Source organism: Paenibacillus macerans, from assembly GCF_900454495.1.
Taxonomy (GTDB): domain Bacteria; phylum Bacillota; class Bacilli; order Paenibacillales; family Paenibacillaceae; genus Fontibacillus; species Fontibacillus macerans.
Genome location: NZ_UGSI01000001.1, coordinates 529,843 through 544,387 on the forward strand (window position 1 = coordinate 529,843; position 14,545 = coordinate 544,387).

Annotated in this window: 15 protein-coding genes; all 15 read left to right on the forward strand. The window is 54.2% G+C overall.

Annotated elements, in window-relative coordinates; translation table 11 throughout:
- Positions 1-80 precede the first annotated feature (80 nt).
- Positions 81-1,403, forward strand: coding sequence for a ribosome biogenesis GTPase Der (gene der / locus DYE26_RS02430; protein WP_036621908.1), 1,323 nt, complete (start codon positions 81-83; stop codon positions 1,401-1,403).
- An 11-nt stretch (positions 1,404-1,414) separates the two neighbouring features.
- Positions 1,415-2,026: a glycerol-3-phosphate 1-O-acyltransferase PlsY gene (gene plsY, locus DYE26_RS02435; protein WP_036621909.1), complete on the forward strand. Its 612-nt coding sequence runs from the start codon at positions 1,415-1,417 to the stop codon at positions 2,024-2,026.
- The gene (locus DYE26_RS02440) at positions 2,019-3,059 is read left to right on the forward strand and encodes an NAD(P)H-dependent glycerol-3-phosphate dehydrogenase (protein ID WP_036621910.1); all 1,041 of its coding nucleotides are present in this window, start codon (positions 2,019-2,021) and stop codon (positions 3,057-3,059) included. Before plsY ends, DYE26_RS02440 begins: the two co-directional genes overlap by 8 nt.
- 81 nt (positions 3,060-3,140) lie before the next feature.
- Positions 3,141-3,413: a stage VI sporulation protein F gene (locus DYE26_RS02445; RefSeq protein ID WP_036621911.1), complete on the forward strand. Its 273-nt coding sequence runs from the start codon at positions 3,141-3,143 to the stop codon at positions 3,411-3,413.
- 211 nt (positions 3,414-3,624) lie between these two features.
- Positions 3,625-3,804: a DUF2768 family protein gene (locus tag DYE26_RS02450; protein ID WP_036621912.1), complete on the forward strand. Its 180-nt coding sequence runs from the start codon at positions 3,625-3,627 to the stop codon at positions 3,802-3,804.
- A 55-nt stretch (positions 3,805-3,859) separates the two neighbouring features.
- Entirely contained in the window at positions 3,860-4,498 is a 639-nt protein-coding gene (locus tag DYE26_RS02455; protein WP_036621914.1) for a nucleotidyltransferase family protein, read from the forward strand.
- Positions 4,499-4,510: 12 nt separating this feature from the next.
- On the forward strand, positions 4,511-4,861 hold the full coding sequence (locus DYE26_RS02460; RefSeq protein ID WP_227872852.1) for a 2Fe-2S iron-sulfur cluster-binding protein: 351 nt from the start codon (positions 4,511-4,513) through the stop codon (positions 4,859-4,861).
- Between the two features lie 60 nt (positions 4,862-4,921).
- Positions 4,922-5,689 carry a DUF3939 domain-containing protein gene (locus tag DYE26_RS02465; RefSeq protein ID WP_051985384.1) on the forward strand — a complete coding sequence of 256 codons (768 nt, stop codon included), beginning with the start codon at positions 4,922-4,924 and terminating at the stop codon, positions 5,687-5,689.
- Positions 5,690-6,175: 486 nt separating this feature from the next.
- On the forward strand, positions 6,176-7,654 hold the full coding sequence (gene spoIVA, locus DYE26_RS02470; RefSeq protein WP_036627955.1) for a stage IV sporulation protein A: 1,479 nt from the start codon (positions 6,176-6,178) through the stop codon (positions 7,652-7,654).
- A gap of 468 nt (positions 7,655-8,122) precedes the next feature.
- Positions 8,123-9,121: a sugar-binding protein gene (locus DYE26_RS02475; RefSeq protein WP_036621916.1), complete on the forward strand. Its 999-nt coding sequence runs from the start codon at positions 8,123-8,125 to the stop codon at positions 9,119-9,121.
- Positions 9,118-10,563 (forward strand): sensor histidine kinase, encoded by a 1,446-nt coding sequence (locus tag DYE26_RS02480; protein WP_036621917.1) that lies wholly within the window; start codon positions 9,118-9,120, stop codon positions 10,561-10,563. The genes DYE26_RS02475 and DYE26_RS02480 overlap by 4 nt, the downstream gene beginning before the upstream one ends.
- Positions 10,538-11,878, forward strand: a complete 1,341-nt coding sequence (locus tag DYE26_RS02485; protein ID WP_036621918.1) for a response regulator transcription factor — start codon at positions 10,538-10,540, stop codon at positions 11,876-11,878. The genes DYE26_RS02480 and DYE26_RS02485 overlap by 26 nt, the downstream gene beginning before the upstream one ends.
- A gap of 225 nt (positions 11,879-12,103) precedes the next feature.
- Complete coding sequence (locus tag DYE26_RS02490; protein ID WP_036621919.1) at positions 12,104-13,504, forward strand: sugar porter family MFS transporter; 1,401 nt, start codon at positions 12,104-12,106, stop codon at positions 13,502-13,504.
- Between the two features lie 311 nt (positions 13,505-13,815).
- Complete coding sequence (locus tag DYE26_RS02495; protein WP_036621920.1) at positions 13,816-14,088, forward strand: HU family DNA-binding protein; 273 nt, start codon at positions 13,816-13,818, stop codon at positions 14,086-14,088.
- Between the two features lie 118 nt (positions 14,089-14,206).
- Positions 14,207-14,461, forward strand: coding sequence for a trp RNA-binding attenuation protein MtrB (gene mtrB / locus DYE26_RS02500; RefSeq protein ID WP_036621922.1), 255 nt, complete (start codon positions 14,207-14,209; stop codon positions 14,459-14,461).
- The last annotated feature ends 84 nt before the right edge of the window (positions 14,462-14,545 follow it).

Below are 14,545 nucleotides of genomic sequence, written 5' to 3' on the forward strand. Positions count from 1 at the left end.
ATGAAATACGTGTATTGCGACGAAACAAGGTGATTTTAATCATATAAGATGGAACGCTTACAAACCTAGGAGGAATGTCTATGGCAAGACCCGTAGTGGCTATTGTCGGGAGGCCGAACGTGGGGAAGTCTACCATTTTCAACCGCATTATCGGCGACCGCCTCGCCATTGTAGAAGATAAGCCGGGAATTACGCGCGACCGGATATACGGGGTTTCGGAATGGAACGGCAAGCCCTTCAGCATCATCGATACGGGCGGTATTGAGCTGGATGACGAAGAACCGATTTTGAAGTCGATCCGGATGCAGGCGGAGCTTGCCATCGAAGAAGCGGACGTCATCGTCTTTATGTGCGATGGCAAAACGGGGGTTACTTCTTCGGACGAAGAGGTGGCGGCCTTGCTGTACCGCTCCGGCAAACCGATCATCGTGGCCGTCAACAAGGTGGACAATATCGGGCGGATGGAGAACATCTACGAATTTTACAATTTGGGCTTCGGCGAACCGATCGGCGTCTCCGGCAGCCATGGAACAGGCATCGGCGATTTGCTCGACGCGATTACGGACAATCTTCCGGAAGAGACGGAGGACGAATACGACGAAGATGTCATTCGCGTAGCTCTCATCGGCCGGCCCAACGTCGGAAAATCTTCACTGGTGAACGCCATTTTGGGAGAAGAACGGGTGATTGTCAGCGACATTGCCGGTACGACGCGCGATGCGATCGATACCCCCTTCGAGAAGGATGGTCAGCGTTATGTCCTGATCGATACGGCCGGGATGCGCAAGCGCGGCAAGGTTTATGAAACGACCGAAAAATACAGCGTCATGCGCGCGATGAAAGCGATTGAACGCGCGGACGTGGTGTTGGTGGTGATCAACGGCGAGGAGGGCATCATCGAGCAGGATAAGCATATCGCCGGTTACGCCTATGAAGCAGGCAAAGCTTCCGTCTTCGTCGTCAACAAATGGGATGCGGTCGAAAAGGATGATAAAACGATGCACCAGTTCGAGCAAAAAATCCGCGACCATTTCCTGTTCATGACCTACGCGCCGGTCGTATTCCTGTCGGCCAAAACGAAGCAGCGCCTGCACAAGCTGCTGCCGGTCGTGCAGCATGTCGCCGACCAGCACGCTAAACGGGTGCAGACGCATTTGCTCAACGACGTCGTTTCCGATGCCATCGCGATCAATCCGCCGCCGACGGACAAAGGACGCCGTTTGCGTATCAACTACGTGACCCAGGTAGCCGTGAAGCCGCCGACAGTCGTGGTGTTCGTGAACGATCCGGAGCTGATGCATTTCTCCTACGAACGGTATTTGGAGAACAAAATCCGGGCGGCATTCGATTTTGAAGGAACGCCGATCCGGCTGTTTACGCGGCGCAAGTCTGATGAAGGTTAGGGGAGAGTAAGGTGATTTTACCCATCGTATCAGTAGTTGTTTGTTATTTGCTGGGCTCGGTCAGCTTCAGCGTGGTCCTGTCGAAGCTCTTGAAAGGGATCGACATCCGCCAGCACGGCAGCGGCAACGCCGGAGCGACCAATACGCTGCGCGTGCTCGGCAAGGGTCCGGCGATTTTGGTGCTTGCGCTTGACGTATTAAAAGGGATCGCCGCCGTATGGCTCGGACGCTGGCTGGGAGGCGGCGACGCGTGGACGGCGGCGCTTTGCGGTATTGCGGCGATCATCGGCCACAATTGGCCGCTGTATTTTCGCTTTCGCGGGGGAAAAGGGATCGCCACCACGATCGGCGTGATGGCCACTCTCTTTTTCTTCCCGGCCTTGTACGCCGGCATCATCGCTATTCTCTCGATTGTGTTTACCCGTTACGTATCCTTAGGTTCCTTGATCTTCGTGTTTTTGACGCCGATTTTTCTTGCGGTTTCCGGCGAATTCGGCCCCTATTTTTGGACGAGTCTGATCATTGGCGTGTTCGCCTTCTGGAGACATCGCACGAATATCGTCAAAATCGTTCAAGGAAAGGAAAACAAGCTGGGTTCCAAAGGAGGAAAACGAGTTGTCTGAGAAAGCCGCCGTGCTGGTGGCGGGCAGTTGGGGGACGGCACTAGCCAGCGTGCTCGCCGACAAAAATATGGAAGTGTCCCTATGGACGCGAAATGAAGCGCAAAAGGAAGAGATCAACGTCTTGCACCGCAATGAGCGTTTTTTGCCGGGGGTGGCGTTGCCGGGCAACCTGAAGGCCACCACGGATTTGGAAACCGCCGTCAACGGGGCCAAAGCGGTGGTCATGGTCGCCCCTTCCTCCGCCGTGCGCGAGGTGGCCCGCTCGCTTAAACCGTATTGGCGCGAGGATATGCTGATAGTCCATGCCACCAAAGGCTTTGAAATCGAAAGCCTCAAGCGCATGTCGACGGTCATCTCGGAAGAGCTTGGCTGCGAGGAGGGCCGGATCGTCGTGTTGTCCGGACCGAGCCATGCGGAGGAGGTCGTCAAGCGCAGCCCGACCACGGTGGTGGTCGCTTCGCTGGTGGAGGAACAAGCCGATTTGGCCCAAGACTTGTTTATGAATTCGTATTTCCGCGTCTATACGAACCGCGATATGGTCGGGGTCGAACTGGCCGGAGCGCTGAAGAACATCATCGCGCTTGGGGCCGGGATGTCCGACGGGCTTGGCTTTGGAGACAACGCCAAAGCGGCGCTGCTGACCCGCGGGCTTGCGGAAATCACCCGGATCGGTGTGGAAATGGGCGCCAATCCGCTGACGTTCGCCGGACTGGCCGGCATCGGCGACCTGGTCGTGACGGCGACGAGCCGGCACAGCCGCAATTGGCGGGCCGGATATATGCTCGGACAGGGCAAGCCGCTCCCGGAAGTGCTGAGTTCGATGGGCATGGTGGTTGAAGGGATCCGCACGACGAAAGCGGCCCATGCCATTTCGCAGAAATACCAGGTGCAGATGCCGATCGCCGCGCAGCTGCATCACGTCTTGTTCGAAGGGCTGGACCCGCGGACGGCGGTGGAAGCGCTGATGGGGCGCGACCGGAAGACCGAAATGGAGGTCATGTCGCTGGAGACCTGGGAGCAGTGGCATTCCTAGAGCCCGTTTTGCATAGACAGCTTCACCTTTACGCAAGCCTCCTCATACATTGGTGAAGAGGACAGCGGAGGAGGCGAATGCATGAGCAAAATATCCAAGGAAGCCCTGAACACCATCAACAAAAAAACGGGCAAAAATATTACGGAAAGCTCGGTAAGAAAACTGGCCAGCACGGTTAAACCGTCAACGATGCAAAACGAAGCGGAGCTGCGGAAGCTGATCAAGCAGGTGTCCGCGATGGCCAAAATCCCCGTTTCGGAAAGCACCGTGTCGGAAATCGTCAACGCCGTGAAAAAGAGCGGCATGAACCCGGCCAATATGGAAGCCATGATGAAAATGATGATGAAAAAATAATGATACGGGGCCATCCCCCAAACATCGGCTCTGCGGCGTGAAAGCTGCAGGGCGTTTTTTTAAGAATATAGAAATTTAGGTTTTCATCCGTCATTTTTGCAAGTACGTCGGTAGACGTTTTTCTTAAGTCCCTTCGGCGCGTAGCCTATAAAGCGGCGAGATGCTATAATATGGATCATATCAATCCAAACGAAATGGGAGAATCAAACCGATGGATGCAATGACGAAAATGTGGCTATCGATCGCAGCCGTTTTGATTATGGGATTATCCGTGTTTTTGATTACGTTTGCACGGGCGAAAACGAAAGGCATCGTTAAGGGAATCCTTTCGTTGCTGGCTTTTGTCATCATGCTGGCGGGCTTTCTGACCGGCCTCGTTTCCATCACATAAATTTCGTTAGGAAGCAGCGTGAAATTCTTGGCAGGAAAGAGAAGAGGGAGTTAACATGAATGGAAATCGGAGCTATGCATTTCCGGGACTAACCGCGGCCATCGGGCAAATGGCCGGGCTGTGCGCGGGGGCCGAGGCCAAGTGGCTGCTCGGGGGCAGCTGCGGCTTGTGGCTGCAGGGCGTCCGGCTCGATACGCGGCCCAGGGATATCGACGTGTATGCCGATGAAGGGGACGCGCGGCTTGTGCATGAGCGAATGAGCGAGTATGCTACCGATATCCCCAGGCAAGACCGGACCGGCTCGTACGCGTCGCTGCTTAGCCATTACCGGCTTGACGGCGTGACGGTTGAACTGGTCGGCGGATTTGAGGTGAAAACGGACAGCGCATATTACCGGACCGAAATCGCGGGGATTCTGGACGAGAACGCTCCCCTTGTCCGTTTGGGCGAGGCGGAGCTTCGCTTGATGCCGCTCGCCCATGAGTTTGTTTTTAACGTGCTGCGCGCGCGGCCGGACCGGTATTTGGCGATTGCCGAAGTTATCCGCGGCGAGGCTGACCGCCACTTGCCGCTGCTTCGCGAACTGCTGCGGAGAAATCAATGGACGGCCGGTATCGTCGGAAAAATGGCCGAGGTGCTGGATCGCCCGCTGCTGTCCGGGCCGTGGGGCGAATACGGCGGCGGACAAGCATAAGGAGGTGCGCCGGTGGAGGTTCAGGTCATGTTTTGGCCGCAGGGCAAAAAGGTGAAGGTACGGCAGGGAACAAACGTGTTGAGGGCGGCCCGGGAGGCCAGGCTCCATATCGCGACCCGCTGCGGCGGCCAAGCCGCCTGTCTGCTGTGCAAGGTCCGGGTGGAGAAGGGAGGCGGGAGCGCGTTATCCCCGCTCTCCGCGGCGGAAGCGCGCAAGCTTGGCGCGCTGGCGGAGGAAGGCATCCGGCTCGCCTGTCAGGCCAAAGTGATCGGAAATGCCGAAATCCATCTCCCGGAGGACCCGTTAAAGGCGGCCGTACGCAAGAAACTGCTGGAACAGCAGGAAGACGACAGATTGTGGTAATAATGCCACAGCCCCGATCGGGGAACCGGAAGAAAGAAATGAAAAGGATGGAAGCGAACAATGCCGGGAAATCGAAATATCCGTAGATTCGAAGAAACCATGGCGCGGCAAATCGGTTTGGGCATGCTGCTGCTCGCCCTCATAACGCTCCTGTCAGGATGTATGTATCGTGGAGAGCAGCAGGCCGGACCGGTTTCCTATATGGATAGCGTCGACCGCGTCCAGCGGGCGCTGGACCGTTTTCAGGAGCGGGAGGGGATTCTCCCGATCATCACCGCCGGGGAGGAGACGCCGCGGTACGAGAAGTACCGGATCGACCTGGACCGCCTGAAGCGGCTGGGATATCTCGACGAAATTCCGTCGGCCGCCTTTGAAAAAGGGGGCAGCGTCTATTTTCTCGTTATCAATGAAGAGGTGGACCCTGCGGTAAAAGTGCTGGATCTCCCTACCGTGCAAAAGGTCAACGATGTCCAGCGGAGCGTAACCGCTTACCGTTCCTCCCACGGCGGCCGGCTGCCGGGAGAGGAGGCGGGGGAGACGTATCCGGGGCTGTATACGGTCGATCTTTCGCTCATCGGGGCCGAGAACGATGAACCGGTCAGTGTATACTCCGGCGAAACGTTGTCCTACATTATGGACTCCCAGGGCACGGTATATGTGGACTATGCCTTTGACATGATGCAAATCATCGACAAGACCCAGGCGGCTCCAAAGCAAGGCGAGGACTTAAGAACGATATTAACCGGCAATTCGTATTTTGTGCCGGTCAAGTCGCTGCCCTACCGGTTTATCGACGGGGCGCCGGTCCCGGTAGTCGAGGCGGATTGACGGGCCGCGGGCCAGGTGAGGCGATGGATGGCAAGGCCGCTTCGGAATATTTTCCGGACGGCCTTTTTTGCTAGGCAGCTTATACAGTCATACTTTTTTCAATAGAATCATACAAATGGAGCATGGCGGATAAATGCCCGTCTTGTTCGGCGCGAATCGGACGATAAATTGCCAGTTCAAAAAGCTTCGTGATCAAAAGATGACTTTTTGAACTACCTCTTAAAGCAAAAAAAATGGGCTTGGACGGTTAATGCCGTCATATTTCCGCATCTGGTACATATGCTGTTACTAGTCCAAATGCAGGTACGAGTTTACGCCGCTTCGTTCAGCTTCGATCCAAGCCTTGGTTTACGGCGGCGGACATGGGCAAGAGGAGCTGCCGCTCCTGCCGTAACAGTGAAGCCCGAAATATTGGTAAATCAACGAAGCGGATGCTCGGGGAGCATTTTTCCTTCGGCGAAATTTGAGGAGGGGATATCATTGGTATTGGAGAAAGTGGACATTTTTAAGGACATTGCCGAACGAACCGGGGGCGATATTTATCTGGGCGTCGTTGGAGCCGTCCGCACCGGAAAATCGACGTTCATCAAACGTTTTATGGAAACCGTCGTGCTTCCGAACATCGCGAATGAAGCGGACCGGGTTCGCGCCGTGGATGAACTTCCGCAAAGCGCCGCCGGAAAAACGATCATGACGACCGAACCGAAGTTCGTGCCGAACAATGCGGTTCAGATCAAAGTGGCGGAAGGTTTGGAGGTCAACGTAAGGCTCGTCGATTGCGTCGGATACGCCGTGGAAGGCGCAAAAGGCTACGAGGATGAGAACGGGCCGAGAATGATCTCCACGCCATGGTTCGAAGATCCGATCCCGTTCCAGGAAGCGGCGGAAATCGGAACTCGCAAAGTAATTCAGGAGCACTCCACGCTGGGGGTTGTCGTTACGACGGATGGGACGATCGCCGATATTCCGCGCTATTCCTACGTCGAATCGGAGGAACGGGTCGTTGCCGAATTGAAAGAGGTAGGCAAACCTTTTGTGCTCGTCATCAACTCGACGCGCCCGAACAGCGAAGAAGCGCAGCAGCTGCGGGGAGAGCTGGCGGCGAAATACGATATCCCCGTCATCGCGCTCAGCGCGGCGACGATGACCGAAGAAGACGTGACCGGCGTGCTTCGCGAAGTGCTGTACGAGTTCCCGGTTCACGAAGTCAACGTCAATCTGCCCAGCTGGGTTATGGTGCTGAACGAAAATCACTGGCTGCGCAGCAATTATGAAAACTCCGTCCGCGATACGGTGAAGGACATCCGCCGGCTGCGGGATGTCGACCGCGTCGTCGGAAACTTCATGGAATACGATTTCATCGAACGGGCCGGCCTCAGCGGCCTGAACATGGGGCAGGGTGTCGCGGAAATCGATCTGTACGCCCCGGACGATCTGTACGACCGCATCCTGGTGGAAGTGGTCGGCGTGGAAATCCGCGGCAAAGACCATCTGCTGCAGCTGATGCAGGAATTTACGCATGCCAAACGGGAATATGACCGGTTTGCCGAAGCGCTGGAGATGGTCAAAACGACCGGCTACGGCATCGCCGCTCCGTCGTTGGCCGAAATGATGCTCGACGAGCCGGAATTGATCCGCCAGGGCTCCAGATTCGGGGTCAGACTGAAAGCGACGGCTCCGTCGATTCATATGATCCGCGTCGATGTCGAATCGGAATTCGCCCCGATTATCGGCACCGAAAAGCAAAGCGAGGAACTGGTCCGCTACCTGATGCAGGACTTCGAAAACGACCCGATCAAAATTTGGGAATCGGACATTTTCGGGCGCTCGCTGCACTCGATCGTACGCGAAGGCATCCAGGGCAAAATCGCCATGATGCCGGACAATGCCCGCTACAAGCTGCAGGAAACGCTGGGGCGGATCATCAACGAAGGTTCCGGCGGCCTCATCGCCATCATTTTGTAGCTATAATTGCCTCCTCAATGACCGTGCGCGTGCTGATCTTTGGCCGCGTGCGGTTGTTTTGTTGCGTCCAGGTTCGATCTGGGCAAAGCGGCTATCGACTTCGCGGATCAGAACGAGCCGTTGTAGGAAAGCGATTTGTCCTACCCGAGCGGGCCTGCTCTTTACTCCAGCTTTCTTGGTCCCTTGTTGAATGGATTAGTTGCAAAACATACAGCAGCTTATCCGGAAATGCTGCCACAGCGCTTGATGAAGTGTAAAACCTGCAGTTATTCCGCTATCTTTCGAAGAAGAGGCAAAGACACGAAGAAGTAGTTGTACGAAATGCAGTTAAGCGAATGGTTGGGTAAATGGATATAAAGTTAGTTGTATGATTTGCGATTGGTTAGACGTTTTTCTTATATCGCGGCAGGTGTTTATATATTAAACTTACATAATGATCCAAGTTAATAGTTTCCAAAGGAGCAAGACATGTCAAACCGTAAATGGACTTTGATCCTTATCCCTGTCTTCCTGCCATTCGCCTGGCTGCTGTTACAATTTACTCTGTCTTCTCTTCAAATTCACCAATTTGCCGAGCAATTGAAGACGGTTTCGCCAACAGACGGCGGTTCCGGAACAAAAGTGGTCTTGATATCGCAGGAATTGGACAATTTTTTCTGGCGGTCCATCGAACAAGGAGCCCGAAAGGAAGCGGAACAGTACGGGATGCGGCTCGATTATATCGGGCCGGGCCGCATCAATCCGTCCGAGCAGATCAAGCTGCTGGATAAAGCGATCGCCGCCAGGGCGGATGCCATTCTGGTTCAAGGCATCAATGATCCGGAGTACCGCCGATTAATCGACAAAGCGGCCGGACTTGGCATCCCCGTCATCACGATCGATACGGATGAGCCGGATTCCCAAAGACTGGCTTACGTCGGAACGGATAACGAGGGGGCCGGAAAGCGGATGGGCGAGCTGGTGGCGAAGGCTTCCGGGGAGCGCGGCGACATTGGAGTTGTGATCAGCAACGAGCGGGTCGAGAACCAGCGGCTCAGGCTGGCCGGCTTTCGTTCCGTGATCGGCCGTTATCCCGGGCTCCGCATTGTGGAGATCCGCTCCTCGGACATTTCGCGGCTTCAGGCAGCCCAGCAAGCTCAGAACATGCTCGCCCGGTATCCGGAGATCCGCTACGTGGTTGGATTCAGTGCGCTGGACGGCCCTGGCATTCTGGAAGCCTCGGAGCGGATTGGCTCGAGGAGTCTGCATATATTCGCTTTTGACGATATGGCCGAAACGCTGGAAGCCGTCAGGGATAACAAAATCGAGCTGACGATTGTTCAACAGCCCGTGGAAATGGGGGCCATGGCCATAAAACTGCTGAATGATTATTTAAAGGGGAACGATCCCCAGGAAATAACATACACCAGGGTTTATGAAATACATGCGGACTCTTCCGACAAAACGTCCGGAGATGGCGGCCGATGACGATTAGAACAAAGCTGCTGCTGTTCATCCCCCTCCTGGTAGTGTTCGCCAATTTCATCGCTTATTTTGTTTTTCAAAGCGGAAAGGTCGTACAACAGAGCTACGATGAAATGCTTGGCCGCATTCTGCTCATCGAGCAAACCTCCGAAGCGGCGGAGAGCAGCTTAAAGCTCCTGTACGCTTATCTGCTTAATCCAAGCGACGATAAGGCCGTGCAAGGCCCGGCAGAACGCCAATTGATGCAGCTGCAAGGCAAAATCCGGGAAGTCTCCGGCACGGCGGATTCTTCTTTCTCCGAGGAGGACTACATGAACTTGCTGGCCACATTTCTGGAACAGAAACAAGCCGCCGTTTTGGATGCGAATGCGCAGGATCCCGGATCGGCTTTTGAACATTATATTGAAGCGGAGAAAACCGTAAGCTACATCCATGAGGAGGGACAGCGGCTGATCGACGCCGAACTGGCTTATTACCGGCCGATCATCGAGAACATCCGCGATCAGAATGCGCGAATGAACGGACTTGGAGCGGCGTTGTTCGGCATGAACGCGCTGCTGGGGGTATTGCTTGCAATCTGGGTCTCGCGCAGCATTACCGGCCCTGTCGGCCGGCTTGTCGGGCTGGCGAAACGGATCGCCACGGGCGACCTGAATATCGGGCCCCAGCCGCGGCGGGACGATGAACTTGGCGTATTGTCGGAGGCCATTTCGCAAATGTCCGCCGATTTGAGCATCCTCATCGAGAAGGACAAACAGAGCCTGGAAATGCGGCGGCTCGTGAAGGAATTGGAGCTTAGGGCCCTGCAAAATCAAATTAATCCGCATTTTTTGTTCAATACCTTAAATGTGCTCTCGCAAATGGCGATTCTGGAAGGGGCGGAGGAGACCAGCGACCTGATCGTTTCGCTGTCCAATCTGCTTCGGTACAGCCTGCAAAAGCTGGACAAGCCCGTCACTCTCCAGGAAGAGCTGGATCATATCCGCGAATACGTAACCATCCAGCAGGCCCGCTTCCGGGACAGAATTCGCTTTGATCTTCACATTGAGGCTTCCGTCCTCCATCAGCAGATTCCGGCCCTGACGATCCAGCCGCTCGTTGAGAACGCTTTTCTTCACGGTGTGAAGGATATGGAAGACGGAGCCGTAATCGCGTTGACGTTGTCGAGAACGGGTACGGATGTGCAGATTGAAATTTCGGACAACGGAAAGGGCATGCCGGAGGAAACCCGTCTGTCCGCGCTCCGTCTCGAAGGCGGAGCCGAAAGCGGCGGTTCAACAGGACTGGGAATGCGAAACGTGTTTAAGCGGCTGCAGTTGTTCTACGGAAAGGAAGGAATGGTTGAAATCGGCAGCAGCAACGGACAAGGCACGGCTATAACAATACGAATTCCAGCCAGGAAGGAGAGTGAGCGGACGGATGTATCGGTTGTTGATCGCGGATGACGAGGCTTTGGAAAGGGAGGGGCTGGAATTGACCGTGGAACGGGCCATGCCGGGGGTATTCCGGTTTATGCATGCCGGCAACGGCCGTATGGCGATCGAATGCGCGGAAGAGCATCGGCCCCATATTGCCATGCTGGACATCAACATGCCGGGAATCGGCGGGCTTGAAGCGCTTCGCGAATTAAAGGAGCGGCTTCCCGATACCCGATTCGTGCTCGTCACCGCTTATGACTATTTTGCCTATGCCCGGGAGGCGCTCTCTTTAGGCGTAAAAGAATATATCCTGAAGCCGGCCAAGCGGGAAATGGTTGTCGGTACGCTAAAAAGGCTGATTGATGAAATTGAGCGCGAGAAGCGGGGACGCAAAGAAGAATTGGAGCTTAGGCACAAAATTTCTCAGCTGATGCCGCTCGCGGAAAACGAGCTGGCTTTAATGCTTATGGTCGACCAGACGGTGGATTCCAGCGCTTCCCAGCTGTCGGAATGGCTGGACTTTCCCCTTGATCGGGGGAGCGCCCTCGTTGCCGCCTTTGACGGATATACGGACGAGCAGGACAAAAAGAAAATTTACGATCATTTCCGAAGTTATGTAAAAACGCACGGCCCGGATTCCCTTGTCAGCTCCTTGATCGACCATCATATAGCCGTTTTTTTGCGAAAGCCGCCCGCCACCGGAGACAACGGCTGGCGGCAGTTGGTCGAATGCCTTGTCCGCCAGCTCCACGATCTGGCCCGGCAGCAGCTTGGCATACAGACGGCCATTGGCATCGGATCGCTGCATAGCGGCGAGGAAGGGTTCCGCAAGTCCTATTTCGAAGCCGTTTTTGCCTCCACCCTGCACAAGCAAGGCGAGGGTTATTGCCGCTTTGACGAACTGAAGCCGTCAGAGGCCGGAAACGCTTCTTTGCTTGCCGTAGAAGCGGCGAAAGGATTCCAGCAGCAGACCTACGTCATGTCGGCGCTGCAACGGTTGCGTGAACAGCGGGAGGTCCAAACGCTGTCCGTGCTGGCCAGGGCGAAATTGTATATCGAGGAACGGTTCACCGATGATCTTTCGCTGGAAGAAGTGGCTGATTACGTCCATTTGAATGCTCACTACTTCAGCAAAATTTTTAAGCAGGAATACGGGGAAACGTTCATCGACTTCGTAACCCGGCTGCGCATTGACAAGGCCATTTCTCTGATTAAAGCCGGCAATCTTACCCTTAAGGAAGTCAGCTTTGAAGTGGGGTATAAGGACCCGAACTATTTTAGCCGCGTGTTTAAGAAGATCATGGGCGTCCCGCCTACCGAGTTCAAAGGCCAAAAAGAATAGACTGATTCGTCCATGCCGGCCATCGGCATGGATTTTTTTAAGCTCGAGTGTGAAAGTAATGCTAGGTTTAGCCCACACGTCTCCAATTCGGGAGCCGAAGCCAAAATCGTGCATGAAAAGGTCTGTTTAGTGCAGACGATAACCGGCCTTCCTGCCCTCAGCGCATGCTATACTTCTCCTCGAAGAACGACGATAGGTTTAGAAATCCGGAGGGGAGATGATAAGATGGCAGTAGCCATTAAGTCTGAAAGCGCTAAACGGAAAGCGCTTCAAGGGGAAAAACAGAGTATGCTTTTTGTTACGCTGGTATCCATCGTAGCCGCGCTCGGAGGTATCCTGTTCGGTTTTGATATCGCGGTTGTTTCAGGGGCAATCGACTTCCTGCAGCAGCGTTTTTCGCTGAACGAATTTCAGGTTGGCTGGGCGGTGTCAAGTCTGATTGTCGGGAGTGTCACGGGGGCGGCTTTATCCGGCTACATGAGCGAAAGGATCGGCAGAAAAAAGGTATTGCTGGCCGCCGGATTTTTGTTCATCGTCGGCTCGATTTGCTCGGCGCTTCAAGACACATTCACCGGGTATGTTATCTTTCGCATGATCGGCGGCGTTGGGATCGGGATCACTTCGACCATTTGTCCGGTGTACAACGCGGAGATCGCTCCCGCCAAATACCGGGGCCGTCTGGTTGCTTTAAATCAACTTGCGATCGTAACGGGCATTTTCCTGGTTTATTTTCAAAATTCGTGGATCGTCAGCATGGGGGATGAAGCCTGGGGCGTCTCGACGGCCTGGCGCTGGATGTTCGGCGCGGGAGCCGTTCCCGGGCTGGTCTTTATGATCTTGATGTTTTTTATACCGGAAAGTCCAAGATGGCTTATTAAACAGAATCGGCCGTATGAAGCGCTGCCGATACTGCTGAAAATTCACGGTGAAGAAGCCGCTAAACAGGAAGTGCTTGAAATCAAGGAATCGTTTCAAAACGAGAGCGATTCATTCAAACAATTGTTCGCTCCCGGCATTCGGGTTGCTCTGTTCATCGGTGTTATGCTTGCCATTATACAGCATATTACCGGCATCAACGCCATTTTGTATTACGCGCCGGTTATTTTTAAAGGAATGGGTCTCGGTACGGACGCCTCTTTGACCCAGACCATCTGGATCGGATTGATCAATGTGTTGTTTACCATCGTCTCCGTATGGCTGATCGACAAAGCGGGGCGAAAAGTTTTGCTGATGATCGGCACCTCCTTAATGACTATTTGTTTGGCCGTTATCGGAGCCGCTTTTAAAATGGATTTGACCGCCGGACCGCTGGTGCTGATCATGATTTTGATCTACGTGGCCGCCTATGCCATATCGCTCGGACCGATCGTATGGGTAATGATTTCGGAGATTTTTCCCAACCGCGTTCGCGGCAAAGCGGTCGCCATCGCTTCGATGGCATTGTGGGCCGGCGACTATCTGGTATCCCAGTTATTCCCTCCGCTGCTGAGTTCGGCCGGTCCGTCCAATACCTTCTGGACATTCGGAGTCATCTCGCTTTTCGTTGTAGTTTTTATATGGCGCAAGGTTCCCGAAACCAAAGGCAGATCGCTTGAACAGATGGAACATATGTGGCTTGGAAAATGACCTTTGTTCCAAAGACGCCTCTAAAAGCCCGATCGCTTAATCGGCGATGCTTTAGAGGCGTCTTGCTTGCGCGGAAACGGGGCGTGTACCGGAGGTTCACGGAAAAAGTTGGCCCGCGGCTATGAAATCACTTGAAATTATATATGGGCTGTATTACTATAAATTTGTTCCGAAGCCCCTGGGAACGTGCCATTTCGGTATTTTTTAGGGGATTTGTACGCATAGGATACGAAAATTACGTATATTCTGCGGTAAAACGGAAACACAAATAGCAAGAGGTATTATTTTCCTACAGTGGGAGGTGAATCAACATGAACAAATCCGATTTGATTTCTCAAGTAGCAGAAAGCACGGAGTTGTCCAAAAAAGATGCGACGAAAGCGGTGGATGCTGTTTTCGAAGCGATTTCTACGGCGCTTCAGAACGGTGACAAAGTTCAACTGGTAGGCTTCGGCAACTTTGAAGTCCGCGAGCGTTCCGCGCGCAAAGGCCGCAACCCGCAAACCGGAGAGGAAATCGAAATCCCTGCGAGCAAAATCCCTGCGTTCAAGCCGGGCAAAGCGCTCAAAGACGGAATTAAATAAAGATTTCTACATATCTTCCGTGCACAAAAAGACCGTGGGCTTCTCGTTCACGGCTTTTTCTTTTCGCGTGAACCAAAGCATGGCACAAAGATAAGTTGAAGGGAGAGGCGCGGCAAATATGGATAACCATCAGCAAGCAGGCGGAAATGAATATGGCGCGGCCAGCGGGGATTATTGGGTGATTAAAGCCAAGGAGCAGGGAGTTACCGTCATCGGGCTGACCCGGGGCAAAGATACCCGTTTTCATCATACCGAGAAACTGGATAAGGGCGAAGTGCTGATCGCCCAGTTCACGGACCACACCTCCGCGGTGAAGATTCGCGGCAAGGCTGTCGTTTACACGAAATACGGTACGATCGATACGGAAGAGTGAATTTTCTTTCGGCAGGCATAGCCTGCTTTTTTTCTATGTACAATGGGGTATAGGAGTACTCGGATAACCTCGCGCCGAATGGCC

What these genes read in the sequence shown, in the direction of transcription:
- der (WP_036621908.1), top strand. Translation starts at nt 81, where the DNA reads ATGGCAAGACCCGTAGTGGCTATTGTCGGGAGGCCGAACGTGGGGAAG.
- DYE26_RS02445 (WP_036621911.1), top strand. Translation starts at nt 3,141, where the DNA reads ATGAGCAAAATATCCAAGGAAGCCCTGAACACCATCAACAAAAAAACG.
- DYE26_RS02450 (WP_036621912.1), top strand. Translation starts at nt 3,625, where the DNA reads ATGGATGCAATGACGAAAATGTGGCTATCGATCGCAGCCGTTTTGATT.
- DYE26_RS02455 (WP_036621914.1), top strand. Translation starts at nt 3,860, where the DNA reads ATGAATGGAAATCGGAGCTATGCATTTCCGGGACTAACCGCGGCCATC.
- DYE26_RS02465 (WP_051985384.1), top strand. Translation starts at nt 4,922, where the DNA reads ATGCCGGGAAATCGAAATATCCGTAGATTCGAAGAAACCATGGCGCGG.
- DYE26_RS02475 (WP_036621916.1), top strand. Translation starts at nt 8,123, where the DNA reads ATGTCAAACCGTAAATGGACTTTGATCCTTATCCCTGTCTTCCTGCCA.
- DYE26_RS02480 (WP_036621917.1), top strand. Translation starts at nt 9,118, where the DNA reads ATGACGATTAGAACAAAGCTGCTGCTGTTCATCCCCCTCCTGGTAGTG.
- DYE26_RS02485 (WP_036621918.1), top strand. Translation starts at nt 10,538, where the DNA reads ATGTATCGGTTGTTGATCGCGGATGACGAGGCTTTGGAAAGGGAGGGG.
- DYE26_RS02490 (WP_036621919.1), top strand. Translation starts at nt 12,104, where the DNA reads ATGGCAGTAGCCATTAAGTCTGAAAGCGCTAAACGGAAAGCGCTTCAA.
- DYE26_RS02495 (WP_036621920.1), top strand. Translation starts at nt 13,816, where the DNA reads ATGAACAAATCCGATTTGATTTCTCAAGTAGCAGAAAGCACGGAGTTG.
- mtrB (WP_036621922.1), top strand. Translation starts at nt 14,207, where the DNA reads ATGGATAACCATCAGCAAGCAGGCGGAAATGAATATGGCGCGGCCAGC.